Below are 24355 nucleotides of genomic sequence, written 5' to 3'. Positions count from 1 at the left end.
GGCTTAGAGGGCGCCCTTCGTGGACGGAAGGATGCCCGCGGCGCGCGGGTCGCGCTCGGACGCGTAACGCAGCGCGCGGGCCAGCGCCTTGAACTGGCACTCCACGATGTGGTGCGCGTTGCGCCCGTACGGGACGTGGACGTGCAGCGCGATCTGGGCCTGCGCGACGAACGACTCCAGGATGTGCCGGGTCATCGTCGTGTCGTACGAGCCGATCATGGGGGCCATGTTCTCGGGCTCGGTGTGCACCAGGTAGGGGCGGCCGGAGAGGTCGACCGTGACCTGGGCGAGCGACTCGTCCAGCGGGACGGTGCAGTTGCCGAAGCGGTAGATGCCGACCTTGTCGCCGAGCGCCTGCTTGAAGGCGGCGCCGAGCGCGAGGGCGGTGTCCTCGATGGTGTGGTGCGTGTCGATGTGCAGGTCGCCCTCGGTCTTGACCGTGAGGTCGAAGAGGCCGTGGCGGCCGAGCTGGTCGAGCATGTGGTCGTAGAAGCCCACGCCCGTGGAGACTTCGACCTTGCCGGTGCCGTCGAGGTCGATCTCGACGAGGACCGCGGTCTCCTTGGTGGTCCGCTCCACCCTGCCTACGCGACTCATGCGTTCCGCTCCTTCTTGATTGCGCGTACCGCATCGAGGAACGCGTCGTTCTCGTCCGGGGTGCCCGTGGAGACACGCAGCCACCCGGGTACGCCGTTGTCCCGGACCAGGACGCCCCGGTCGAGGATCTGCTGCCACACCGCGTGCGCGGCACCTTCGCCTTCGAACCGGCCGAACTGCACGAAGTTGGCGTCCGAGTCGGTCACTTCGTAGCCCGTCGCCCGCAGCTCGGTCACCAGGCGGTCGCGCTCGTCCTTGAGCTGCTCGACGTACTTGAGGAGCGTGTCGGTGTGCTCGAGGGCGGCGAGCGCCGTGGCCTGGGTGACGGCCGACAGGTGGTACGGCAGGCGCACCAGCTGGACGGCGTCGACCACAGCGGGGGCGGCGGCCATGTAGCCGAGGCGCAGGCCCGCCGCGCCGAACGCCTTCGACATGGTGCGCGAGATGACGAGATTCGGCCGGCCTTCGAGCAGCGGGAGAAGAGAATTCCCGTGGCTGAACTCGATGTAGGCCTCGTCGACGACGACCATGGACGGCTTGGCCGCCTGTGCGGCCTCGTACAGGGCGAGGACCGTCTCGGGCGGGACCGCGCTGCCGGTGGGGTTGTTGGGCGTCGTGATGAAGACGACGTCCGGGCGGTTCTCCGCGATGGCCCGCACGGACGCTTCCACGTCGATGGTGAAGTCCGCGCTGCGCGGTCCGGAGATCCAGCCGGTGCCGGTGCCGCGCGCGATGAGGCCGTGCATCGAGTACGAGGGCTCGAAGCCGATGGCGCTGCGGCCGGGGCCGCCGAAGGTCTGCAGGAGCTGCTGGATGACCTCGTTCGAGCCGTTGGCGGCCCAGACGTTCTCGATGCCGACGTGGTGGCCGCCGGTGCGCGTGAGATAGCCGGCGAGCTCGGTGCGCAGCTGGACCGCGTCCCGGTCGGGGTAGCGGTTGAGGTCGCGGGCGCTCTCGCGGACCCGCTCCGCGATCCGCTCGACGAGCGCCTCGGGCAGCGGGTAGGGGTTCTCGTTCGTGTTCAGGCGTACGGGTACGTCGAGCTGGGGGGCGCCGTACGGGGACTTGCCGCGCAGCTCGTCCCGTACGGGCAGATCGTCGATGCCGGTCACTGGCCGGGAACCTTCCATTCGAACCTTGCCTTGATCGCCGCGCCGTGCGCGGGCAGGTCCTCCGCCTCGGCGAGCGTGACCACGTGGTGGGCGACGTCGGCGAGTGCGTCGCGCGTGTAGTCCACGATGTGGATGCCGCGCAGGAAGGACTGGACGGACAGACCGGACGAGTGGCAGGCGCAGCCGCCCGTGGGCAGCACGTGGTTGGAGCCCGCGGCGTAGTCGCCGAGGGACACCGGTGCCCAGGGGCCGACGAAGATCGCGCCGGCGTTCTTCACGCGCTGGGCGACCGCGGCGGCGTCGGCGGTCTGGATCTCCAGGTGCTCGGCGCCATATGCGTCGACGACGCGCAGGCCCTCGTCGACCCCGTCGACCAGGACGATCGCGGACTGCCTGCCGCGCAGGGCCGGGAGGATCCGGTCGTCGATGTGCTTGGTGGCCGCGACCTGCGGCTCCAGCTCCTTCTCGACGGCGTCCGCGAGCTCGGCCGAGTCGGTGACGAGGACGGCGGCGGCGAGCGGGTCGTGCTCGGCCTGGCTGATCAGGTCGGACGCGACGTGCGCCGGGTCGGCGGTGGAGTCCGCGAGGACCGCGATCTCGGTCGGGCCCGCCTCGGCGTCGATGCCGATGAGACCCGTGAAGTAGCGCTTGGCCGCGGCGACCCAGATGTTGCCGGGTCCGGTGACCATGTTCGCCGGCGGGCAGGACTCGGTGCCGTACGCGAACATCGCGACGGCCGTGGCGCCGCCCGCCGCGTAGACCTCGTCGACGCCGAGCAGCGCACACGCGGCCAGGATCGTCGGGTGCGGCAGTCCGCCGAACTCGGCCTGGGCGGGGGACGCGAGGGCGATCGACTCGACCCCGGCCTCCTGCGCGGGCACCACGTTCATGATCACGGAGGACGGGTAGACGGAGCGGCCGCCCGGCGCGTACAGGCCGACGCGCTCGACGGGCACCCACTTCTCGGTGACCGAGCCGCCGGGGACGACCTGCGTGGTGTGGGTGGTGCGGCGCTGCTCGCGGTGGACGATGCGGGCCCGGCGGATCGACTCCTCCAGAGCCGCGCGCACGGCGGGGTCGAGCTGCTCCAGGGCGTCCTGGAGGGCCTTGGCGGGAACCCGTACGGACTCCAGCTTCACGCCGTCGAACTGCTCCGCGTAGTCGATCAGCGCCGCGTCGCCACGATGATGCACGGCCTCGCAGATCGGACGCACCTTCTCGAGGGCGGCCTGAACGTCGAAGTCGGCTCGGGGCAGCAGGTCGCGCAGTGCGGGGCCCTCGGGGAGGGCGTCGCCGCGCAGATCGATTCGGGAGATCACGTGCTCAATTCTCGCAGACGTCACATCAGCGCCCGACGTCCGTATCAATGGCTGATACGGATCACTGCGCGAGACCGGAGGATGACCTTCACCAGTAGCGTTCAGCCCGTCACTCAGCGGGCATGAACAGTTGTACTAAACCCGCGAGTAGCGGAGCCGTACCGGGACGTGCGGGGCTCCGTGAGGATCCGGGGGTCTACGGGGAGGAAGACGAGTCGTGGTCGACGGTACCGGCATCGGTGATCCGCCGGACGGTCTCACGGGCACCGAGATCGGCATGTGGCAGGCCTTCCGCAACGGCAGTGTCTACGACCTGAGCTCGGGCGACCCGGACGTGGACGACCCGCACGGCGGTCACGCCTGGGGGCCCGGCCGCAGCGTGCGGGCGCGGATCGTGGCCTGGCTGCTGCTCGACGGGCCGCCCGCGCTGTCGGGGCGTGTCGCGTCACTCAAGCTCAAGGGCGTACAGATCACCGACGTGCTCGACGTCGCGGGCGGCGGGGTCGTGCCGTACGTCGAGATGAAGCAGTGCCGCTTCGAGAAGGAGATCCTGCTTCCCGAGGCCAGGTTCACCACCCTGCGCCTGGTCGACTGCTCGATCCCCCGCCTGGAAGGCGCCCGCGTCCACACGGAGGGCGATCTGCATCTGCCGCGCTGCCGCTTCCACAGCGGCGTACGCCTCACCGACGCCCACATCGGCACGGACCTGCTGCTCAACCAGGCCGTCGTGTACCGCGACCGGCGCGGCAAGTCGATCATGGCGGACGGCATGTCCGTCGGCCAGGACCTCCAGGCCGAGATGCTGGAGACGCACGGCGAGCTCAGCCTGCGCGGCGCGCAGATCGGTGTGTCGCTCAGCCTGCGCGGCAGCCGGCTCTCCAACGCGTACGGGCGCCGCGCGCTCAACGCGCCGCAGCTGACGGTCGAGCGGTCCCTGTATCTGACCCCCGCCGGCGTCGGCAATCCGCTCCAGACCAGCGGCACGACACCGGCCCAGGGCACCCGCGTGCAGCGCTTCGAGTGCCAGGGCGGGGTCCGGCTCGACGACGGCCGGTTCGGCGACGCCGTCGACCTCGACCAGGCGCGCTTCCATCTGGAGAACGACCAGGAGGTGTCGCTGCGCCGCATCCAGACGCCCGAGCTGCGCTTCCTGTGCGAGCGGCCGCAGCGCGGGCGGATCGTCCTGTCCGGCGCGAAGGTCGTCAACCTCATCGACAGGGCGGCGAGCTGGCCGGGCCCCGGCGGTCTGCGCGTGGGCGGTTTCACGTACGAGAACCTGATCCCCTCCGGCCCGTTCCCGCTGTCGCGGCGCCTGGAGTGGCTGTCGGCCGCGACTCCGGAGTACAGCCCGGAGCCGTACGAGAAGCTCGCGGCCGTGCTGCGCAACAGCGGCGAGGACGCCGACGCGCGCGAGGTGCTGCTCGCCAAGCAGCGCCGCCGCCGCGAGACGCTGCCGCCCGCCGCGAAGATCTGGGGATACATCCAGGACTGGACGGTCGCCTACGGGTACCGCCCGGGGCGGGCCGCGGTGTGGATGGCCGTGCTGTGGGCGGCGAGCACGCTGGCCTTCTCCCACTCGTCACATCCGGCCATCAAACCGGGCGAGTCGCCGAACTGGAGTCCCGCACTCTTCTCGCTCGATCTCATCCTGCCCGTCATCGACCTGGGCCAGGACGGCTACTGGCAGCTGCGGGGCGGCTGGCAGTGGGCCGCGACCGCGCTGATCCTGCTCGGCTGGATCCTCGCCACGACGGTCGCCGCGGGGGCCACCCGGCTGCTCCGCAGAAACTGACCGGGCCCCCTCGCATTTTTTGCCGGACCGCGGGCAACCATGGGCGCATTCCAGCCGTCATCCCAGCGCAACCATCAACCGAGCGACGGGGAGCGGGGTCCACACCTTGGCACTGCTGCGCGCCCTCATCCGCACCGCGCGGATGGTCCGCCACACCTCGGGTCTCGCGGCCGGCCTGCCCGCCGACGACGACGTCCTCCTCGACGTCCCCGACGAACGCCTCGCGCCGGCGCTCGTCGCCGCGGGCCGGGGCGAGTACGAGGCGGCCGCCAAGCTGCTGGCCGCCACCCGCGAGGCCGGCGAGTGGGAGAACAGGGACCGCTACGTCACCCGGCTCGCCGCCTTCGCCAGATCGCGCGGCGAATGGTTCGACGACTGGCGGTTCGCGGCGCCCCACGACCCGGACGCCCTCCTCGTCAAGGCCGAGCTGGAAGTAGCGCGCGGCTGGGAGTCGCCCGCCCGCGCCGAGCTGCTGCGCGAGGTGACGCCGCTGATCACCGCCGCCGCCGAGGGCGACCCCGGCGACCCGGTGCCATGGCGGGTCGCCCTCGACCACGCGCGCGGCACGAACGCCTCGCACACCGTCTTCGAGAAGCTCTGGGCCGAGGCCGTGCGCCGCTCCCCACACCACTACGGCTGCCATGTGTCGGCGCTCCAGTACCTGTCGGCCGCCTGGTACGGCTCGCACCGCGAGTGCTTCGACTTCGCCGAGCGCGCGGCGCAGGACGCCCTGCCGGGATCCCTGGTGCAGGCGCTCCCGGTGCGGGCCGCGTTCGCGTACCTGACGAGCGAGGTGGGCCCGGGACCGGCCGCGAAGGTGCCCCGCGAGCGCCTGGACGAGGCCGCCGACCTGGCGATCGCCCTGTCCCGCGAGTACAGCGCCGACGACCCCTGGCCGGCCGAGGTCCGCAACCTCCTGACCTACGTCCTGGTCCGCCTGGAGCGCTGGTCCGACGCCCTGGAACAGCTGCGCCTGACCGGCCCGTACGCGACGTCCTTCCCCTGGGACCGGATCTCGGACGACCCGCTCGGACAGTTCCTGGAACTGCGCGACGGGGTACGGATCGAGGTCGCCGCGGCCCGTACGCTCGGGGGTCGCGACACCGGTCGCGGACCTCTCACCTCCGGCTCCCATTAGGCTTGACCGTCGTGACCACCGTCCGGCTTCCGCTCTTTCCGCTCAACTCGGTGCTGTTCCCGGGACTCGTGCTTCCGCTGAACGTGTTCGAGGAGCGCTATCGCGCCATGATGCGCGACCTGCTGAAGACCTCCTCCGGGGGTTCCGAGGCTTCCGGCGACCCCACCGACTCCGACGAGCCGCGGCGGTTCGCCGTCGTGGCGATCCGCGACGGCCACGAGGTCGCGCCCAGCGCCCCCGGCATGCCTGACCAGGCGGCGAAGACCGCCGCCGAGGCGGGCCCGGCCGCGGGTTTCGGCGACGACCCGATCAAGGCCCTGCACGGCGTGGGCTGCATCGCCGACGCCGCGACGATCCGCGAGCGCGCCGACGGCAGCTTCGAGGTGCTCGCCACCGGCACGACCCGCGTGAAGGTGCACTCGGTCGACGCGTCGGGCGCCTATCTGACCGCCGAGGTCGAGGAGCTGCCCGAGGAGCCGGGCGACGAGGCGGGCGCCCTCGCCGAGGGCGTGCTGCGCGCCTTCCGCTCCTACCAGAAGCGGCTCGCGGGCGCCCGTGAGCGCTCCCTGGCCACGGGCGCCGACCTGCCCGACGACCCGTCCGTCGTGTCGTACCTGGTGGCCGCGGCGGCCGTCCTCGACGTACCGACGAAGCAGCGCCTCCTCCAGGCCCCGGACACGGCGTCGCGCCTGCGCGACGAGCTGAAACTCCTTCGCGCCGAGACGGCGATCATCCGTAATCTGCCGTCCTTGCCGGCCGGCGACCTGACCCGGCAGGCGACCAGCCTCAACTGACGTGGCCGGTCCCGACTGACGTAAGGCATGAGGACGTTGGCGAAGAAGTCCAAGAAGCAGCAGTCCGGGGGAACTCCCGCGACCGTGGCGCTCACCGCCGCGGGCACGCCCTTCACGACGCACGCGTACGAGCACGACCCGGCCCATCCCTCGTACGGGGACGAGGCGGCGGAGGCGATGGGCGTCTCCCCCGACCGGGTGTTCAAGACGCTCGTCGCCGACGTGGACGGCGAGCTGACCGTCGCCGTCGTGCCCGTGGCGGGCCAGCTCGACCTGAAGGCCCTGGCCACTGCGGTCGGCGGCAAGCGGGCCGCGATGGCCGACCCGGCGGCGGCGGAGCGCACCACGGGCTATGTGCGGGGCGGCATCTCCCCGCTGGGCCAGCGCAAGAAGCTGCGTACGGTCCTGGACGACTCGGCGCGGGCGCACGTCACGATCTGTGTCTCGGCGGGCCGCCGCGGCCTGGAGGTGGAGCTGGCCCCCACGGACCTGGCGACGCTCACGTCCGCGGTCCTGGCCCCCATCGGCCGCACCTGACGCCGCCGACCCCCGGCAACCCGGAATCCCCGCCACCTCTCGACGCACGACATGTCCTCGGCTAAATACCGAGGACATGTCGAAGAGGACGCGCAAGCGGAAGTGGCGGGTCAGGAAGCACAAGGCCAATCACGGGCGCAGGCCCGCCTGAGAGCCGCCCTCAGGGAGCCGGAGGGGTGTCCTGCGGGTAGTGGGTGTCGAAGTACGGGTCGGGATCGCGGGGCCCGAACAGGCCGGTCAGGCCGAGGTGGACGATCATCGCGGCGAGCGGCCAGGCGAGGAGCGCGCCCTTCGCGTTGAGTTCGAGCGGCGCGTCGAACGTGACGCCCTTGCCGACCTCCTTGGCGTGGGCCGCCACGTCCTGCGTCGGGCCGAGCCAGACCCCGAACCGCCAGGCGAGAAGCCCGCCGAGGAGTCCGCCGACGGCCAGGGCGACGACGAGCGGTACGCCGCCGCGCTTGCGCCACAGGAAAACGGCGACCGCGCTGACCACGCCGAACGCGACGCCGAGCAGGGTGAACGTCCCGTCGACGCCGACGGCCTGCTCGCCCTCGGTGTCCTTGAGGTAGACGGCCTGCGCGTCCGCGACGAGCGGCACATGCGGCGCGAGCCACATCCACAGCCCGCCCAGGAGCAGGCCGCACACGGCCAGCGTGACCGTGACGACGGCGGCCTCCCGCAACTCGGTCCTCATCCCTGGCCCGTCCTCCTGGTGCTCGTGAGCGTGCGACGGCACAGCACCCGCGGGCCCGGAGGCCTGCCAGGGGTCGTGCTGGGGTTGCTGGGGTTGCTGGGGTCGTGGCGTCAGCGGTGCGGTCACCCTGCCATCGTGCCAGGCGCCCGCGAACCGCGCGTCACCGGACGGCTGCCCGGCGGTACGCCCAGGTCGCAAGGGCCAGCGAGGCGACGCCGACGCCCGCGCAGACACCCAGATCGAGGAGCACGACGCCCCAGTCCGGATGCGCCCCGAAAGTGCGGGCGAAGGCCTCGACGCCGTACGTCGACGGCAGCAGATCGCGCGCGTACTGGATGATCCCCGGCATGCGGTCGGCCGGCAGGACGCCGAGCAGGAGCGCCGCGGACATGCCCAACTGGCCGAGCAGCGTGGCCAGTTCGGGCCGCGGCGCGAGCAGCCCGAGTGCGGCGCCGAGCCCGGAGAGCGCGGCACCGGCGAGCGGGATGACGGCGGCGAGCACCCACAGGTGCGCGAGCGGGAGCTGGAACATGACACAGCCGACGACGGCGGTCACCACGGTCCCCGGCACGGTGAAGGAGGCGTACGCACCGGCGGCGCCCAGCACCACGGCGGCGGGCGGCACGGGCAGCGTCGCGTAGTGGTCGAGCCCGCCGGCGGCCCGCAACTGCCCGAAATACTGCGCGAGCAGATTAAGAGCCACAAACGCCACAACCAGCACGCTGGACCCGGCGACAACGGCCTGGGCCTCCCGGCCCCCGTCCACCACGCCCCGCATCAGGATCATGATGCCGACGGACTGGAAGGTGGCGACGAAGAGCAGGGGGATCCTGGCGACGCGCGCCCGCGAGAGCTGAGCGCGGTACACGGCCGCGAGGGACGGCAGGAGCCGGGCCCTCGGGGCGAGCTCGCCGACGGCGTCAACCTCGGCACTCAGCCCGCTCGCGCCCGCCCGGGCGCCGCCCTGAAGGGCCTCAGCGGGTACGACACTCACGGTGCGCGACTCCTGTCGTGACTGTTCCGTCGGGTACTACGTCCATGGGGGCCGCCGTGTTCAAGACTTCACCAGTCCCTTGGCCTCGCCGCCGAGGGCCAGATACACATCTTCCAGGCTCGGCGTGGTCAGGGAGAAATCGTCAAGGGCGGCGAACGCGGGGCCGCCGGTGACGGCGGCGACGGCGGCCCGCGCCTCGTCGGGGCCGAGCCGCAGCGACCAGCGGCGCCCGGACTCGACAGCAAAAGCCCGCAGCGCGGCGACGGCAGGCACATCGAGCGGCGCCCGTTCCCGCCACACGAGCTCGACACGCACCTCGCCGGCGACCTTCTCCTTCAGCCCGGCCGGGGTGTCGCAGGCGATGACGCGCCCGCGGTCCAGAACAGCGACGCGATCGAGCACGGTCTCGGCCTCGATGACGTTATGGGTGACCAGCACGACCGTGGCGCCGCTCTCGGCCCGCCGCCGGTCGACGGCGGCCCAGACGGCCCGACGGGCGACAGGATCCATCCCCGTGGTCGGCTCATCCAGCACAAGCAGCGGCCGCTCCCCCACAAGGGCGGCAGCAAAGCAGGCAAGCCGCCGCTGCCCGCCGGAAAGCTTCTTCAGGGGCCGCGACGCGATCGCCCCGAGCCCCAGCTCCTCGACCACGGCGTCCCGCTCGGCACGGGCCGTACGCAGATCGAGCCCCCGCAGCCGCCCGGTCGTCTCGGCGGCGAGCGACACGGTCAGCTCGTCCAGAGCGCTCGACTCCTGCCCCAGATAGGCCAGAATCCGCGAGGCCCGCTCCGGATACCGGACGATGTCGTGCCCCAGAATCCCGACGCTCCCGCTGTCGGGCCGCATCAGTCCGGTCAGCTGCCGTACGAGGGTGGACTTACCGGCGCCGTTCGGCCCGAGCAGCCCGAAGATCTCCCCGCGCCGGATCTCGAGGGACACCCCGTCGGTGGCCCGGATCGCAGCACTCCCGGGCGCTCCGCGACGCCCGCGGGTGGCGGGATACGTACGCACGAGATCCCGCACGACGCACACCACATCCCCCCGTCGCCCTCTGGGGGCCGCCTGTGCCGTGCGCGTACTCACGAAGGACGAGACTACGGGGTCGCACCCTCCCGACGACGCCCGGGTAGGGACATGCCACCGAAATCGGGACGCGCCCCGCACCCATCCACGTAGAGGCACCGAGGGACCGCCACCCCAGGCAGGACCGCCTCCTACTCCGCAGCAACCCGCTCCGCAGCGCTACGCACATCAACCTCGCGCCAGAACCCGGCCCGAATCGCATACCGATCGTGCTCGTCGATCTGATCGTCCTTATGGGCAAGGAGCCCGAACCGCGCGGCATACCGCAGCAGCTCCCCGTCAATGCGATGCGGCACCCGGGGATACATGGTGGACAGCTTCTGCAACTCCACCTGGTCCCCCAGCCGCTCCATCCACCGCCGGGCGAACACCTGCCCCACCTCGAAGGGGTCACCCCCGACGGTGGTGATGTCCTCCTCGCGGTCGGCCCACCGCTGCTCCGCGGTGGTCAGCTGCGCCAGCGTCGGCAGGGACGCCGCGTCCGCGGACTCCCCCACGACCCCGGGCCGCTCGACCCACCCCTTGTCGGACGACCACCGCAACGTCGCATTGGCGGGGTGCTGCGCGGGATGGACATGAGGATGCGCGCCGAGCCCAGGAGCGGCACCGGGCCCCCGCAGGGCCGCGAGGTCCTTGGGCGTGGGCACGCCCCTCCCCACGCCACCCCGCTCGTCCTCGGTCCCTCCGCCGTCACCTTCACGCGCGGCGACCCCATGATCGGCACCGTCACCGCCCGCCGCACCCCCCGGCCCCCCGCCGGAGACGGAGGCGCCACCGCCCCCCGCCACATCGGACAGATCAGCGGAGTGCCCCGCCGCGGAGGCAAGCGCCGACTCGGGCAGCGGCGCGGACAGAATCGCCGCGATCTCCGGCCGCGGAGCGGGCTGCGGCGCACAGATCCCGCCGACTTCCTTGGCCCGCACGGCCTTGGTGATCCAGGCCCGGTCGAGCACGCGCCGCTCATCGGCCTCGGCGACGAGGTCCTCGGACTGGTTGTAGTCGCCGTCGGCGGCCTGCACGGCCCACAGGTGCACGGCGACCCCGTGCTCCTTCGCGGCCATCATGCCGGGCAGCAGATCGCCGTCGCCGGTGACGAGCACGATGTCGGAGCAGGCGCGGTTACGGGCGAGTTCGGTCAGCTCGGCGTGCATCGCCGCGTCGACCCCCTTCTGCGCCCACCGCCCGTCGCTCCGCGTCAACGCACCGAGCCGCACGGTCACGCGGGGCATCACGCGGAGCCGGCGGTGCTCGGGCTGGGGCACCCGGTCCGGCGCCCCGTCGAACCAGTAGATCCGCAGAAGTTGCCGCTCGGTGTCGGATTCGGCGCGCTCACGCAGCCCCTGGATGAGGGCGACGTGATCGACGGCGATCCGGGACCGGGACGGCTCCCCCGCGAGGAGACTCGCGGCGGCCCCCAGCAGGTAACCGGCGTCCACCAGGACGATGCAACGGTCCACGCGATCCACCCTCTTTCGCTGAATTACCGGCGTCCGGAGGTCCCACGGTGTCGACGATCGCGGGTTCGCTTCGGGTTTCCTTCGAGTCTGCCCGACCACGCGGAGGTTAACGGCCCGAACTCGATCTTCGGCGTGGCGGATCGGACGAATTCCCGAACCGGCCCGCTCACAGAACTCCCGATGCGGCTCCGACAACGCCCTGACAGCGCTTATAACGCACGGTAATTCTCTGAAATGCGTGCCTCGTCAGCATATGTGAATCTGAATCCGGCCCTGGCCCCTAGACCCCCCGCAGGAGGCAGTCACCATGGCCAAGAACAAGAACCGCAAGCAGGGCGACCAGCGCAGCCGCGCTTCCGCCTCCGAGCAGGCGTCCGAGAAGGCCAAGTCGGCCGGTATGGAAGCCCAGTCGGAGATGCAGTCGCAGGCTCAGGGCACCCCCGCGGATGTTGCCCGTAAGCACCAGCGCCGCTTCGGCCACAACTGACGCCTTCCGCAAGGCAGGTAGCCCTCTGGGCACACAGTGAGGGGCGTTCCCGGAATCTTCCGGGAACGCCCCTCACTCACGTAACCGCCAACGCCTCAGGCTCCTCGCTGCCCGCCGCCTCAGCCCGCCAGACAGGACGGCCCGAGCAGCACCTTGAGGTCGCCGAAGAGCGCGGGATCGGGCTGCACGCGGTGCCGGTCGAGCCGCAGCACCGTTGTCTTACGGGCCCCTTGGAGCTTGATCCGCACCTCGCTGTTGCCCTTGTGGTGGCTGAGGATCTCGCCGAGCCTGCTGACCATCGGCGGGGTCACCTTCACCGTGGGGATGGTGATCGTCACAGGCGCGTTGGTCCCGGCGTTCGACAGGTCGGGGACCATGAGTTCCATCGCGACGAGGCGCGGCACGTCCTCGCGCTTGTCGAGGCGGCCCTTGACGAACACGACGGCATCCTCGACGAGTTGGGTCGACACCAGCTGGTACGTCGCCGGGAAGAACATGCACTCGATGGAGCCGGCCAGGTCCTCGACGGTCGCGATGGCCCAGGCGTTGCCCTGCTTGGTCATCTTGCGCTGGAGGCCGGAGATGATGCCGCCGATGGTGACGATCGACCCGTCCGAGTAGTCGCCGCCGGTGAGCTGGCCGATGCCCGCGTCCGCCTTGTCGGACAGCACGTGTTCGAGTCCGAACAGCGGGTGGTCGGAGACGTACAGGCCGAGCATCTCGCGCTCCTGGGCGAGGAGATACGTCTTCTCCCACTCGTCCTCGGAGAATTCGACGTCGAGCCCGAAGCCCGGCTCGCTGCTGTCCTCCTCGCCCATGCCGCCGAAGAGGTCGAACTGGCCCTCGGCCTCCTTGCGCTTGACCTGTACGACGTTGTCGATCATCGGCTCGTACTGTGCGGTGAGGCCCTTGCGGGTGTGCCCCATCGTGTCGAACGCGCCTGCCTTGATCAGCGATTCCGTGGTGCGCTTGTTGCACGCGGCGGCCTCGACCTTGTCGAGGTAGTCGGGGAAGGAGGCGTACTTCCCCTTCGCCTTGCGGCTGCGGATGATCGACTCGACCACGTTCGTACCGACGTTACGGACGGCGGAGAGGCCGAAGAGGATCACGTCGTCGCCCTGGGCGGCGAAGTTGTGCTCGGACTCGTTCACATTCGGCGGGAGGACCTTGATGCCCATGCGGCGGCATTCGTTCAGATAGACCGCGGACTTGTCCTTGTCGTCCTTCACCGACGTGAGCAGCGCGGCCATGTACTCGGCCGGGTAGTTCGCCTTGAGGTAGGCGGTCCAGTAGGTGACGAGGCCGTACGCGGAGGAGTGCGCCTTGTTGAACGCGTATCCGGCGAACGGCACCAGGACGTCCCACAGGGCCTGGATCGCCGCGTCGGAGAAGCCCTTCTTCTTGGCGCCGGCCTGGAAGAGGACGAAGTTCTTCTCCAGCTCCTCGGGCTTCTTCTTGCCCATCACACGGCGCAGGATGTCGGCCTCGCCGAGCGAGTAGCCGGCGATGATCTGGGCGGCCTTCTGCACCTGCTCCTGGTACACGATGAGGCCGTAGGTGAGACCCAGGGTCTCCTTCAGCGGCTCTTCGAGCTCCGGGTGGATCGGGGTGATCTCCTGGCGCCCGTTCTTGCGCTCCGCGTAGTTCGTGTGCGAGTTCATTCCCATCGGGCCCGGCCGGTACAGGGCCGAGACGGCGGAAATGTCCTCGAAGTTGTCGGGCTGCATCTGGCGGAGCAGGGAGCGCATCGGGCCGCCGTCGAACTGGAACACGCCGAGCGTGTCACCGCGGCAGAGCATCTCGTACGTCTTGGGGTCGTCCAGCGGGAGGGCGAGCATCTCCAGGTCGACGCCCTTGTTGGCCTTCACCATCTTGACGGCGTCGTCCATGATCGTGAGGTTGCGCAGGCCGAGGAAGTCCATCTTCAGCAGGCCGAGCGACTCGCACTGCGGGTAGTCCCACTGCGTGATGGTGACGCCGTCGGTGTGCCGCGTCCAGAGCGGGGCGTGGTCGACGATGGGCTCGCTGGACATGATGACGCCGGCGGCGTGCACGCCCATCTGCCGGACCAGGCCCTCGACGCCCTTGGCGGTGTCGATGACCTTCTTGACGTCCGGCTCGTTCTCGTACATCCCCCGGATCTCGCCCGCCTCGCTGTAGCGCGGGTGGGCGGGGTCGGTGATGCCCGACAGGTCGATGCCCTTGCCGAGGACGTCGGCGGGCATCGCCTTGGTGAGGCGGTCGCCCATCGCGTACGGGTAGCCGAGGACGCGCGCGGAGTCCTTGATCGCGTTCTTGGCCTTGATCTTTCCGTAGGTGCCGATCATGGCGACCTTGTCGGCGCCGTACTTCTCGGTCACGTACCTGATCACTTCGACGCGCCTGCGCTCGTCGAAGTCGATGTCGACATCGGGCATGGAGACGCGCTCGGGGTTGAGGAACCGCTCGAAGATCAGTCCGTGCGTGATCGGGTCGAGGTCGGTGATGCCCATGGCGTACGCGACGATCGAACCGGCCGCCGAACCACGGCCCGGGCCCACCGCGATCCCGTTGTTCTTGGCCCACATGATGAAGTCGGCGACGACCAGGAAGTACCCGGGGAACCCCATCTGGATGATGATGTCCATCTCGTACTCGGCCTGCTTCTGCCGGTCCTCGGGGACGCCGCCCGGGTAGCGGCGGCCCATGCCGACCCGGACCTCTTCCTGGAACCAGGTGACCTCGGTGAAGCCGTCCGGGATCTCGAACTTGGGCATCAGGTCGCGCTTCTCGAACATGCCCGTGGTGTCGATCTGCTCGGCGACCAGGAGCGTGTTGGCGCACCCCTCCTGCCAGGCGTCCGAGGAGTCGATGGCGTACATCTCGTCGGTCGTCTTGAGGTAGTAGCCCGTGCCGTCGAAGCGGAAGCGGTCCGGGTCCGAGAGGTTCTTGCCGGTCTGGATGCAGAGCAGGGCGTCGTGCGCGGTCGCCTCGTGCGCGTACGTGTAGTGCGAGTCGTTCGTCACCAGGGGCGGGATGCCGAGCTTCTTGCCGACCCGCAGCAGGTCGTCGCGGACCCGGCGCTCGATGTCGATGCCGTGGTCCATCAGCTCCAGGAAGTACCGGTCCTTGCCGAAGATGTCCTGGTACTCGGCCGCCGCCTTGACCGCCTCGTCGAACTGGCCGAGGCGAAGGCGCGTCTGGAGCTCACCGGACGGGCAGCCGGTCGAGGCGATGAGCCCCTCCGACCACTGGGAGATCGTCTCCTTGTCCATGCGCGGCCACTTCGTCAGCCAGCCCTCCGCGTACGCGTCCGAGGACAGCTTGAAGAGGTTGTGCAGGCCCGTGCTGTTCGCCGCCCAGATCGTCTTGTGGGTGTAACCACCCGAACCGGAGACGTCGTCCCGCTTCTGGTGCGGCTGACCCCACTGGACCTTGCGCTTGTTGCGCCGGGACTCGGGGGCGACGTACGCCTCGATCCCGATGATCGGGACGACCCCGGACTTCTTCGCCGTGTGGAAGAAGTCGTACGCCCCGTGGAGGTTGCCGTGGTCGGACATGGCGATGTGCGTCATGCCCATTTCATTGCAGGCGTTGAACATGTCCTTGAGCCGCGCGGCACCGTCCAGCAGCGAGTACTGGGTGTGGACGTGCAGGTGCGTGAACGGCGGCTTTGACACGACTTCGGCCTCCAACGAAAACGGACGGAAACGGACCGGTGACGGGCAGCGGTCAGTCTCGGGGGACAGCTTGGAAGTCTACGGGTGGCCACTGACACCCGACGGGCACTCGGGGGTACGGTCATGCGTTGGACAGAGCAGGACAGCTGTCCCCCACGTCACGATCCACGGTCACCATCCGCCGTCACCCCCGACGGAACAGCCCGCACCAGGAGGCACCCCGCGATGTCGGTCCCGCAGCCCACCGCTGAGCAGCGCGGCGAGCAGATCCTCACCGTCTTCGACACCGCGTTCGGCGAGCTCCTGGCCGCCGACCCCGCGGCGTTCCGGGTCAAGTTCCGGAAGATGGCCTCGTCCGCCTTCGCGTTCTACCGCGGCACGGCGTGCCTGTTCTACGCGGACCTGGAGCGCGAGCGGCACGGCGGCCCGTACCTGGACGACCGCACGGGCCGGGTGTGGATCCACGGCGATCTGCACGCGGAGAACTTCGGCACGTACATGGACTCCACGGGCCGCCTGATCTTCAATGTGAACGACTTCGACGAGGCGTACGTCGGCCCCTTCACCTGGGACCTCAAGCGCTTCGCCGCCTCGGTGGCCCTGATCGGCTACTCCAAGGCACTCGGCGACGAGCAGATCACCGAGCTGGTGCAGGTCTACGCGGGCGCGTACCGCGAGCGGATCCACGCGCTGGCGACGGGCGCGAAGAGCGACGAGGTACCGCCCTTCACCCTGGACACCGCCGAGGGCCCGCTCCTGGACGCGCTGCGCGACGCCCGCTCCCTGACGCGCTTCGGGCTGCTCGACTCGATGACCGAGATCCGTGACTTCGAGCGCCGCTTCGCGCCCGGCGGCGGCTCCATCGAGCTCGACGCGGCCACGCGCTACAAGGTCCTCGCGGCCTTCGACGGGTATCTGGAGACGCTCCCCGAGTCCTCCCTGACCCGTCCCGACTCGTACCGCGTGAAGGACGTCGTGGGGCGGCGCGGCATCGGCATCGGCTCCGCGGGCCTGCCCTCGTACAACATCCTTCTGGAGGGCAACAGCGACGCCCTGGAGAACGATGTCGTGATCTATCTCAAGCAGGCGCAGACGCCGGCCGTGTCGCGGCACATCACCGACGCGGCGATCCGCGACTACTTCGAGCACGAGGGCCACCGCACGGTGATCTCGCAGCGCGCCCTGCAGGCACACGCGCGGACCCGTGGCTGGGCTGGACCGAACTGGACGGCTCGGGGCAGCTGGTCGCCGAGGTCTCGCCGTACGCGGTGGACCTCGACTGGTCGGACATCGACGACCTGGACGAGATCGCCGCCGTCGTCGCCGACCTCGGCCGGGCCACGGCGACGATGCACGCGGCGGCCGACGACCTGTCCGGGCAGTCCCTGGTGCCGTTCTCCACGGAGCGGGCCATCGACGCGGCGATCGCGGCGGACGAGGACGGCTTCGCGGGCCTCCTGGTCGACTTCGCGCACGACTACGGCGCACGCGCGCGTGCGGACCACCAGATCTTCGTGGACCTCTTCCGCAACGGCCGGATCCCGGGCCTGTAGGCCACACGGGCCGACAACGCTCCCGTAACTCACAGCGACCCTTTAGGGGTCCCTTACAGGAACGCATGGCACACTCCTCCGCGATGGACGACATATCCGGGACCCAGCTCAGAGCCGTGCGCGCGGCGCTCTTCACGGCGCTCGTCGTGACGCTCTCCGCCGCGTCGCACGTCCTGCTGTCCCGGGTCCCCCTTCCGGTGGTGACGGTGGCGGCCACGGCCTTCGCCGTCTTCGTCCTCGCGTACGCGCTGGCGGGGCGTGAGCGCGGCTTCGGCCGGATCGCGGCCCTGCTCGTCCCGCTGGAGCTGGCCGCCGACACGGTGTTCACCACGGGCCAGCACGTCTGTTACGGCGCGGCGGGCGGGCCCGTCGCCGGGCCGCTGCGCGCGGTCGGCCTCGACGTCCTGTGCGGCGGCAGCGTCGGCGCGCCGCTGGCCCGCATGACCGGCGGACACACCGACAAGGCGGCCGCGCTCCTCGCGCACACCGACCCTGCCGCCGCCTGGCTGCTCCTCGGCGCGCATGTCGCCGTCGGCCTCCTCGCAGCCGCCTGGCTGCGCCGCGGCGAGCAGGCGCTGGCCCAGCTGCTGCGCGCGGTCGCCGGGTTCACCTTCCGGCCGCTGCTGATCGCCTTCGCCGCGGTGCGGGCCCATCTGGAGCCCGTACGCCGCCTGCCGCGGCGCCCTTCGCGCCGGGTGCGGGCCACGCGTACGCAGCTGTGGGCGCACTCCGTGGGACGGCGCGGACCGCCGTGCGTGGCTCTGGCCGCCTGAGGCCACGAGCCCAGCACAGCAGTCCCCCGAAGACCTCGCAGAACCCACACGGAGAACGATCATGAGCCAGAGGAACAGCCAGGCCGCGAAGACCGCCGCCCGAGAGCGGCTTCGCGTCGAGCGCGAGCGGCAGGCCAAGAAGGACAAGGCGAAGCGGCAGGTGAAGGTCGCCGGAGCCGTCGTCGCCGTCCTGGCGATAGCCGGCGGCATCGGCTTCGCCGTGATGCAGGGCAACAAGCCCGGCTACTGGGAAGCCGCGAAGGACGACAAGCTGGTCGCGCCCGAGAACACCACGGGCAAGAACAACACGACGGTGACCCTCGGCAAGGACTCCGCCAAGAAGACGCTCATCGCCTACGAGGACTCGCGCTGCCCGGTCTGCGCCGCCTTCGAGCAGACGGTCGGCCCGACGGTGAAGAAGGACCTCGACGACGGCAAGTACAAGATCCAGTACGTCGGCGCCACCTTCCTCGACAAGAACCTCCAGGGCGAGGGCTCCAAGAACGCGCTCAGCGCGCTCGGCTCCGCCCTGAACGTCTCCAAGGACGCCTTCTGGGACTTCAAGGAGGCGCTGTACTCCACGAAGTGGCACCCGGAGGAGACGGACGACAAGTTCAAGGACGACGCCTACCTCATCAAGATCGCGAACACTGTCCCGGAGCTGAAGAACAACTCGGCCTTCCAGAAGGACGTCAAGGACGGCACCTTCGACAAGTGGGCGCTGGAGATGTCGAAGAACTTCGACGACAACAAGTACGGGGTCCAGGGCACCCCCTCGTTCGTGATGGACGGCAAGCAGATCACCGGCTCCGACGGCAAGACCGCGCCCAGCACCGTCGCCGACTACAACACCGCGGTCGACAAGGCGCTCAAGGGCTGACGCGAACCGGCGGCCTCACCGGCTGACGCGCCGTCGAAGTGTGGGCGAACTCTTCGGAGTTCGCCCACACTTTGCTCTTACCGGTCAGTAATGTGATCGCCTGTGACCAGTCGACTCAACATAGACAGCCCTCTCGCCGCCGCTGCCGGAACGGCCAACGCCCTTGCCCCGCGCCGCCGTTCGGTCGTGAAGGCCGCCGCCGCCACGGCAGGCGCCGCCGCCCTCGCCCCGCTTGCCACCGCGCCCGCCGCGCACGCGGCCGACGGGCCCGCCTTCCTGCACGGCGTCGCGTCGGGCGACCCGCTGCCCGACGGCGTCCTCCTGTGGACGCGCGTGACGCCCACCCCCGACGCCGTGCCCGGCTCCGGAAAGGGCCCCGCCACGGACGTCCGCTGGGAGGTCGCGCAGGACAAGGACTTCCGCCAGGTCGTCGCCCACGGCACCACCACCGCCCGGGCGTCCGCCGACCACACCGTCAAGGCTGATGTAAGGGGCCTGCTCCCGGCGAGCGTCTATTACTTCCGCTTCTCTGTAGAGGGCACCCAGGGCGCCGTGTCCCCCGTGGGCCGTACGCGCACTGCGCCCGCGCTCGACGCGCAGGCCGCGGGCGTCCGGTTCGGCGTGGTCTCGTGCGCCAACTGGGAGGCCGGCTACTTCTCCGCATACCGCCATCTCGCCGCCCGCACCGACCTGGACGCGGTCCTCCATCTCGGCGACTACATCTACGAGTACAAGAGCGGCGAGTACCCCGAGGCCAAGTACGTCGTACGGCAGCACGAGCCGCGGCACGAGATCCTCACGCTCGCCGACTACCGCGTGCGCCACGGCCTGCACAAGACCGACGCCGACGTGATGGCCGTGCACGCCGCCCACCCGCTGATCGCCATCTGGGACGACCACGAGTTCGCCAACGACGCCTGGTCGGGCGGCGCCGAGAACCACACGCCGGACACCGAGGGCGACTGGGCGGCGCGCCAGCACGCCGCCAAGCAGGCCTACTTCGAGTGGATGCCGGTACGCCCGTCCACCGCAGGCACGGTCTACCGCCGCCTGCGGTTCGGCAAGCTGGCCGATCTGCACCTGCTCGACCTGCGCTCGTTCCGCTCGCAGCAGTCGACCGTCGGCAACGGCGACGTGGACTCCCCCGAGCGCTCGATCACCGGCCGCGCCCAGCTCGACTGGCTGAAGGCGGGCCTGGCCGCGTCGGACGCCTCGTGGAAGCTGGTCGGCACCTCGGTGATGATCTCGCCGGTCGCCTTCGGCTCACTGCCGGCCCATCTGCTGGAGCCGCTCGCCGAGTTGCTCGGCCTGCCGACGGGCGGCCTCGCGATCAACGTCGACCAGTGGGACGGCTACACGCACGACCGCAAGGAGCTGATCGGGCACCTGCGGGACAAGGCGATCCGCAACACGGTCTTCCTCACCGGCGACATCCACATGGCGTGGGCGAACGACGTGCCGGTGACCGCCGGCACGTATCCGCTCTCCCCCTCCGCGGCCACCGAGTTCGTCGTCACCTCGGTGACCTCCGACAACCTCGACGACATCCTGCACGTGGCTCCGAACACCATCTCGACGGTGGCGGAGGGGGCCATCAAGGCGGCCAACCGCCATGTGAAGTGGCTGGACATGGACGCGCACGGCTACGGCGTCCTCGATGTCACCGCCGAGCGCTCGCAGATGGACTACTACGTCGTCTCCGACCGCAAGGATCCGGCCGCGACGACCTCCTGGGCCCGCTCCTACCGCACCCTCAACGGCACGCAGAAGGTCGAGCGGGTGAACGCGCCGGTGCGCTGACCCGAACCTCGGGTGGCGGACGAGGGGCCAATTCCGGCCACTCATCGGCGCGTTAAGAACAGATCACACCGCTACGGCGGGTGGTGCTGTCCGCGGATCGAATGCGGACACACCACCCGTCGCGGTAACCGCTCCCGTTACGTACGGATCTCAAACTCCGGACGTCACACGAAAATTTCTTCCCAATGCCCTGAATTGCCGGAGGAAGCACGGCAATTGATTGGGCCAGAACTTCGCTCTTCAAGGAATGACATGGCCACGTAATCTCCCCGCGGCGGCGAGGAAGTTCCTCCCCCCACCCGTCCGCGAGGAGTCCGCATGACCACGCTTGCCCGAATATCTCCGCTGATGCGCCGCCGGCTGATCGGCACCGCGCTGGTGGCCGGAACCCTGGCCGTCGCCCCGCTGTCCGCCCCGTCGGGCAGCGCCGCGACCGCCAAGGCGTCGGCCTCGGCGGAGAAGTGCGCCGACAGCGGCAACGCCGTGGCACGCGAGAAGAAGCCCACCGGCGCCGGCCACGCGCAGGAGCCGAACGAGGTCAGCGCGGCCAAGGCCAAGTCCATGGACGCGGACATGCAGCGCAGACTCGACAAGATGCGTGCCGACGGAACGCTCTCCAGAGGCCTCGCCGCCGCGTCGACCACCATCCCGGTCTACGTCCACGTCATCCACGACGGCACGACCGGCAAGCTCACGTCGACCGACATCACCAAGCAGATCGACGTCCTGAACGCGGCCTACAGCGGCCAGGGAACCGGCAACAACGACTCGGGCTTCACGTTCACGCTGGCCGGCACCGACTACACGGACAACGCGGCCTGGTACAACGGCATCACGCCCGGCTCCGCCGCCGAGAAGTCCATGAAGTCGACCCTGCGCAAGGGCGGCGCGGGCGCGCTCAACTTCTACACGGCCAACCTCGGCCAGGACCTCCTCGGCTGGGCGACCTTCCCGTCCTCGTACAAGTCGAACCCGTCCGACGACGGCGTGGTCGTCCTCGACACCTCCCTGCCCGGCGGCTCGGCCACCAACTACAACCAGGGCGACACCGGAACCCACGAGATCGGCCACTGGATGGGGCTGTACCACACGTTCCAGGGCGGCTGTAACGGCAACGGCGACTACGTCTCCGACACCCCGGCCGAGAAGAGCGCCGCGTTCGAGTGCCCGACCGGGCGCGACACCTGCACCAACAAGACGGGCGTCGACCCGATCCACAACTTCATGGACTACACGTACGACTCCTGCATGTACCAGTTCACCGCGGGCCAGGTGCAGCGGATGAAGGACAGCTGGACGGCGTACCGCGCGGGCTAGTCGCCTAGAGCGAATCGAGGAAGCCGAGCGCCACCCGCCAGGTGGCCTCGGCCGCCTCCGCGTCGTAGTCCGGCAGTTCGGGGTCGGTGTAGAGGTGGCCGGCGCCCGCGTACCGGTAGACCTCCACGTCGGCGCCCGTCCGGCCCATCTGGAGGTACCAGGCGCTCAGCCAGTCGTCCGTCTCGAACGGGTCGGGCTCGGCGACGTGCAGCTGTACGGGCAACTCGTCGACGGAGGCGTTCTCGGCGATGTCCGAGGTGCCGTGCAGGAGCAGCAGGCCGCGCGCCTTGTCGTCACCGAGGGCCAGGGTCTGCGCGATCGAGGCGCCGAGGGAGAAGCCGGCGTAGACGAGCCCGCGCTCGGAGTACGGAGCGGCAGCGAGGATGGCGCGCTTGAGCAGCTCGTCCTTGCCGATCTCCTCGTTGAAGGCCATGCCCTCCTCGACGGTGTCGAAGGTGCGGCCCTCGAAGAGGTCCGGGGTCCACACCTCGTGTCCGGCGGCCCGCAGCCGGTCGGCCGCGTCACGGACGGCGGGACGCAGGCCGTACGTCGAGTGGAAAAGCATGATGTTCATGGGGCCCATGGTGCCATCCGGGGGCGCCCGTCACCGTCAGCGGCCGCGCTCCTCAGCGCAGGCTGCGCACGTCGAGGTGGCGCAGCACGCGGTCCACGATCTCGGGGTCGGCGCCCGGCTCGCTGCGCGCCGCGAGCACCTCGTGGCGGGCGGCGGAGAGCATCTCGTTCTGGATGCGGCGCACGCGCTTGATCCTTGAGAAGCGCTTGGCCTGGGCCTCCTTGCGTTCCTCGCTGCCCAGTTCGGGGTCGATGCGCAGCCCGATGTCGTAGGCCCGGCGGGCCATCTGGTCGGAGAGGTCGTCGGGCAGCTCCTCGACCTCCTCGATCTCCTTGAGGCGACGCTTGGCGGCCCTTGCCGCGCGGAGCGCGAGCTGCTGCTCGAACTCCTTCTCCTTCTCGGCGTCCGCCTTGACCCCCAGCTTCTTCACCAGCCAGGGCAGGCTCAGCCCCTGGAGCACAAGGGTGCCCATGATGACGCCGAACGCGATGAAGACGATCTCGTCGCGGTCGGGGAACGGTGACTTGTCGTCCATCGTGAACGGGATGGCGAGGGCCAGCGCGACGGAGGCGACCCCGCGCATTCCGGCCCACCACATGATCACGGTCTCGCGCCAGGAGATGGGGATGTCCTCGTCGAGATCCCGCCGCGCATGCAGACGCCGCGTCAGCCAGGTAGCCGGAAGGAGCCACAGCAGGCGTACGAAGATGACGACCGCCACGACGGTGCCGGCCCAGCCGAGCATCTCGCCCCAGCGGCCGGACGCGGTCCTGATCGCGTTGTGCAGTTCGAGGCCGATGAGGCCGAAGGCGACGCCGGTGACGAGTGTGTCGACGATGTCCCAGAAGGCGCGGCCGGTCAGCCGGGTCATGACGTCGTCCGCGTCGAACGCGTACTCGGCGAGGAAGAGCGCCGTGACGAGTACGGCGAGCACCCCGGAGCCGTGCAGCTCCTCGGCCAGCACGTACGAGGCGTACGGCATCAGGAGCGTCAGGCCGATCTGGAGCGTGGAGTCGTCGAGGAAGTCCATCAGCTTGTTCGCGGCCCAGCCGATCACGAGCCCGACGGCAAGCGCCACGACGGCGGACAGGAGCAGCGAGACGACGGCCTCCGGCCACGAGAAACTGCCGCTCACGACGGCGGCGATGGCCACGTGGTAGAGCACGATCGCGGTCACGTCGTTGAACAGGCCCTCGCCCTCCAGGGTCGACACCAGGCGGCGGGGCAGGCCGAGTTGGCCGGCCACCGCGGTGGCGGCGACGGGGTCGGGCGGTGCGACGAGGGCGCCGAGCGCGACGGCCGCGGCGATCGGCAGGCCCGGCACGATGGCGTTGGCGACGAACGCGACGGCCGCCGTGGTGACGAAGACCAGGGCGACGGCGAGCAGGAAGATCGGTCTCTTGTTCGCGGCGAACTGGCGCCATGACGTGCGCTTCACGGCCGCATAGAGCAGGGGCGGCAGCAGGATCGGGAGGATCAGGTCGGGCGGGACCTCGACGTTCGGCACGACCGGGAGGAGCGCCAGGCCGATGCCGAGCAGCGTCATCAGCACGGGCGCGGGCAGCCCGAGCCGGTCTCCGAGCGGCACGCTCAGCACGGCCCCGAGCAACAGCACGAACAGCAGGGCCAACTGATCCACGGTGCGCACCCCGGCGAGTAGCGGCGGTCAAGCCATCGGACGATCAAGTCCCCAGCGTGCCACGCACGTCGCTCTATGGTGATTTGTGGCGCGAGTCGGTGCCGTTGAGACCAGGCCGCGCGGCCCCAGGGCCGGTCGTCACCTTCCCGTCGTCCG

At 70.2% G+C, this 24355-nt stretch carries 19 protein-coding genes and 1 pseudogene; 10 read left to right on the top strand and 10 right to left on the bottom strand.

The window, feature by feature from the left end:
* Positions 1–3: 3 nt before the first annotated feature.
* The 3 genes from hisB to hisD are packed head-to-tail and all read right to left on the bottom strand — an operon-like array spanning position 4 to position 3028.
* Positions 4–597: an imidazoleglycerol-phosphate dehydratase HisB gene (gene hisB, locus OG574_RS33185; RefSeq protein ID WP_326776193.1), complete on the bottom strand. Its 594-nt coding sequence runs from the start codon at positions 595–597 to the stop codon at positions 4–6.
* A complete protein-coding gene (locus tag OG574_RS33180) occupies positions 594–1727 on the bottom strand; it encodes a histidinol-phosphate transaminase (RefSeq protein ID WP_326776192.1) in 1134 nt (377 codons plus the stop codon). Before OG574_RS33180 ends, hisB begins: the two co-directional genes overlap by 4 nt.
* On the bottom strand, positions 1706–3028 hold the full coding sequence (hisD, locus tag OG574_RS33175; RefSeq protein WP_100592247.1) for a histidinol dehydrogenase: 1323 nt from the start codon (positions 3026–3028) through the stop codon (positions 1706–1708). The genes OG574_RS33180 and hisD overlap by 22 nt, the downstream gene beginning before the upstream one ends.
* A gap of 217 nt (positions 3029–3245) precedes the next feature.
* On the opposite strand from hisD, the gene OG574_RS33170 reads away from it, so the two are divergent.
* The 4 genes from OG574_RS33170 (at position 3246) to ybaK (ending at position 7289) form a co-directional block, all read left to right on the top strand.
* Positions 3246–4820, top strand: coding sequence for an oxidoreductase (locus OG574_RS33170; protein ID WP_326776191.1), 1575 nt, complete (start codon positions 3246–3248; stop codon positions 4818–4820).
* Positions 4821–4962: 142 nt separating this feature from the next.
* The gene (locus OG574_RS33165; protein WP_326778714.1) at positions 4963–5958 is read left to right on the top strand and encodes a hypothetical protein; all 996 of its coding nucleotides are present in this window, start codon (positions 4963–4965) and stop codon (positions 5956–5958) included.
* An 11-nt stretch (positions 5959–5969) separates the two neighbouring features.
* On the top strand, positions 5970–6752 hold the full coding sequence (locus OG574_RS33160) for an LON peptidase substrate-binding domain-containing protein (protein WP_100592594.1): 783 nt from the start codon (positions 5970–5972) through the stop codon (positions 6750–6752).
* Positions 6753–6788: 36 nt separating this feature from the next.
* Positions 6789–7289: a Cys-tRNA(Pro) deacylase gene (gene ybaK / locus OG574_RS33155; protein WP_326778713.1), complete on the top strand. Its 501-nt coding sequence runs from the start codon at positions 6789–6791 to the stop codon at positions 7287–7289.
* 160 nt (positions 7290–7449) lie between these two features.
* Here the strand turns inward: ybaK and OG574_RS33150 are convergent, their stop codons facing one another.
* The 4 genes from OG574_RS33150 to OG574_RS33135 all read right to left on the bottom strand — a co-directional run bounded on the left by OG574_RS33150 (position 7450) and on the right by OG574_RS33135 (position 11517).
* Positions 7450–8109 carry an AAA family ATPase gene (locus tag OG574_RS33150; RefSeq protein WP_326776190.1) on the bottom strand — a complete coding sequence of 220 codons (660 nt, stop codon included), beginning with the start codon at positions 8107–8109 and terminating at the stop codon, positions 7450–7452.
* A 34-nt stretch (positions 8110–8143) separates the two neighbouring features.
* Positions 8144–8977 carry an ABC transporter permease gene (locus OG574_RS33145; RefSeq protein ID WP_326776189.1) on the bottom strand — a complete coding sequence of 278 codons (834 nt, stop codon included), beginning with the start codon at positions 8975–8977 and terminating at the stop codon, positions 8144–8146.
* Between the two features lie 60 nt (positions 8978–9037).
* Positions 9038–10060: an ABC transporter ATP-binding protein gene (locus OG574_RS33140; RefSeq protein ID WP_384264324.1), complete on the bottom strand. Its 1023-nt coding sequence runs from the start codon at positions 10058–10060 to the stop codon at positions 9038–9040.
* A 131-nt stretch (positions 10061–10191) separates the two neighbouring features.
* A complete protein-coding gene (locus OG574_RS33135; protein ID WP_326776188.1) occupies positions 10192–11517 on the bottom strand; it encodes an NYN domain-containing protein in 1326 nt (441 codons plus the stop codon).
* 307 nt (positions 11518–11824) lie between these two features.
* Between OG574_RS33135 and OG574_RS33130 the strand changes: the two genes are divergently transcribed.
* On the top strand, positions 11825–12004 hold the full coding sequence (locus OG574_RS33130) for a hypothetical protein (RefSeq protein ID WP_326776187.1): 180 nt from the start codon (positions 11825–11827) through the stop codon (positions 12002–12004).
* Between the two features lie 119 nt (positions 12005–12123).
* On the opposite strand, the gene dnaE is transcribed toward OG574_RS33130, so the two are convergent.
* Positions 12124–15663, bottom strand: coding sequence for a DNA polymerase III subunit alpha (dnaE, locus tag OG574_RS33125; RefSeq protein WP_326776186.1), 3540 nt, complete (start codon positions 15661–15663; stop codon positions 12124–12126).
* 225 nt (positions 15664–15888) lie between these two features.
* On the opposite strand from dnaE, the pseudogene OG574_RS33120 reads away from it, so the two are divergent.
* From OG574_RS33120 to OG574_RS33100, 5 genes and pseudogenes are all read left to right on the top strand, one after another.
* Positions 15889–17216: pseudogene (locus tag OG574_RS33120) on the top strand (DUF2252 domain-containing protein).
* Between the two features lie 83 nt (positions 17217–17299).
* Entirely contained in the window at positions 17300–17989 is a 690-nt protein-coding gene (locus tag OG574_RS33115; RefSeq protein WP_326776185.1) for a hypothetical protein, read from the top strand.
* 61 nt (positions 17990–18050) lie between these two features.
* On the top strand, positions 18051–18869 hold the full coding sequence (locus OG574_RS33110) for a thioredoxin domain-containing protein (protein ID WP_326776184.1): 819 nt from the start codon (positions 18051–18053) through the stop codon (positions 18867–18869).
* Between the two features lie 120 nt (positions 18870–18989).
* Complete coding sequence (locus tag OG574_RS33105; protein ID WP_326778711.1) at positions 18990–20669, top strand: alkaline phosphatase D family protein; 1680 nt, start codon at positions 18990–18992, stop codon at positions 20667–20669.
* Positions 20670–20987: 318 nt separating this feature from the next.
* Entirely contained in the window at positions 20988–21986 is a 999-nt protein-coding gene (locus OG574_RS33100; protein WP_326776183.1) for a zinc metalloprotease, read from the top strand.
* A 4-nt stretch (positions 21987–21990) separates the two neighbouring features.
* Here OG574_RS33100 and OG574_RS33095 read toward each other — a convergent pair whose 3' ends face one another.
* Positions 21991–22560, bottom strand: a complete 570-nt coding sequence (locus tag OG574_RS33095; RefSeq protein ID WP_100592591.1) for a dienelactone hydrolase family protein — start codon at positions 22558–22560, stop codon at positions 21991–21993.
* Positions 22561–22612: 52 nt separating this feature from the next.
* Complete coding sequence (locus OG574_RS33090) at positions 22613–24199, bottom strand: Na+/H+ antiporter (protein WP_326776182.1); 1587 nt, start codon at positions 24197–24199, stop codon at positions 22613–22615.
* Between the last annotated feature and the right edge of the window lie 156 nt (positions 24200–24355).

This window comes from Streptomyces sp. NBC_01445 (assembly GCF_035918235.1).
Classification (GTDB): Bacteria; Actinomycetota; Actinomycetes; order Streptomycetales; family Streptomycetaceae; genus Streptomyces.
This window is presented reverse-complemented; position numbering and strand designations above follow the sequence as displayed.

Excerpts from the sequence above, each read along its gene's own strand:
- hisB (WP_326776193.1), bottom strand. The coding sequence starts at position 597 with ATGAGTCGCGTAGGCAGGGTGGAGCGGACCACCAAGGAGACCGCGGTC.
- OG574_RS33180 (WP_326776192.1), bottom strand. The coding sequence starts at position 1,727 with ATGGAAGGTTCCCGGCCAGTGACCGGCATCGACGATCTGCCCGTACGG.
- OG574_RS33165 (WP_326778714.1), top strand. The coding sequence starts at position 4,963 with ATGGTCCGCCACACCTCGGGTCTCGCGGCCGGCCTGCCCGCCGACGAC.
- OG574_RS33130 (WP_326776187.1), top strand. The coding sequence starts at position 11,825 with ATGGCCAAGAACAAGAACCGCAAGCAGGGCGACCAGCGCAGCCGCGCT.
- OG574_RS33115 (WP_326776185.1), top strand. The coding sequence starts at position 17,300 with ATGGACGACATATCCGGGACCCAGCTCAGAGCCGTGCGCGCGGCGCTC.
- OG574_RS33110 (WP_326776184.1), top strand. The coding sequence starts at position 18,051 with ATGAGCCAGAGGAACAGCCAGGCCGCGAAGACCGCCGCCCGAGAGCGG.
- OG574_RS33100 (WP_326776183.1), top strand. The coding sequence starts at position 20,988 with ATGACCACGCTTGCCCGAATATCTCCGCTGATGCGCCGCCGGCTGATC.
- OG574_RS33095 (WP_100592591.1), bottom strand. The coding sequence starts at position 22,560 with ATGAACATCATGCTTTTCCACTCGACGTACGGCCTGCGTCCCGCCGTC.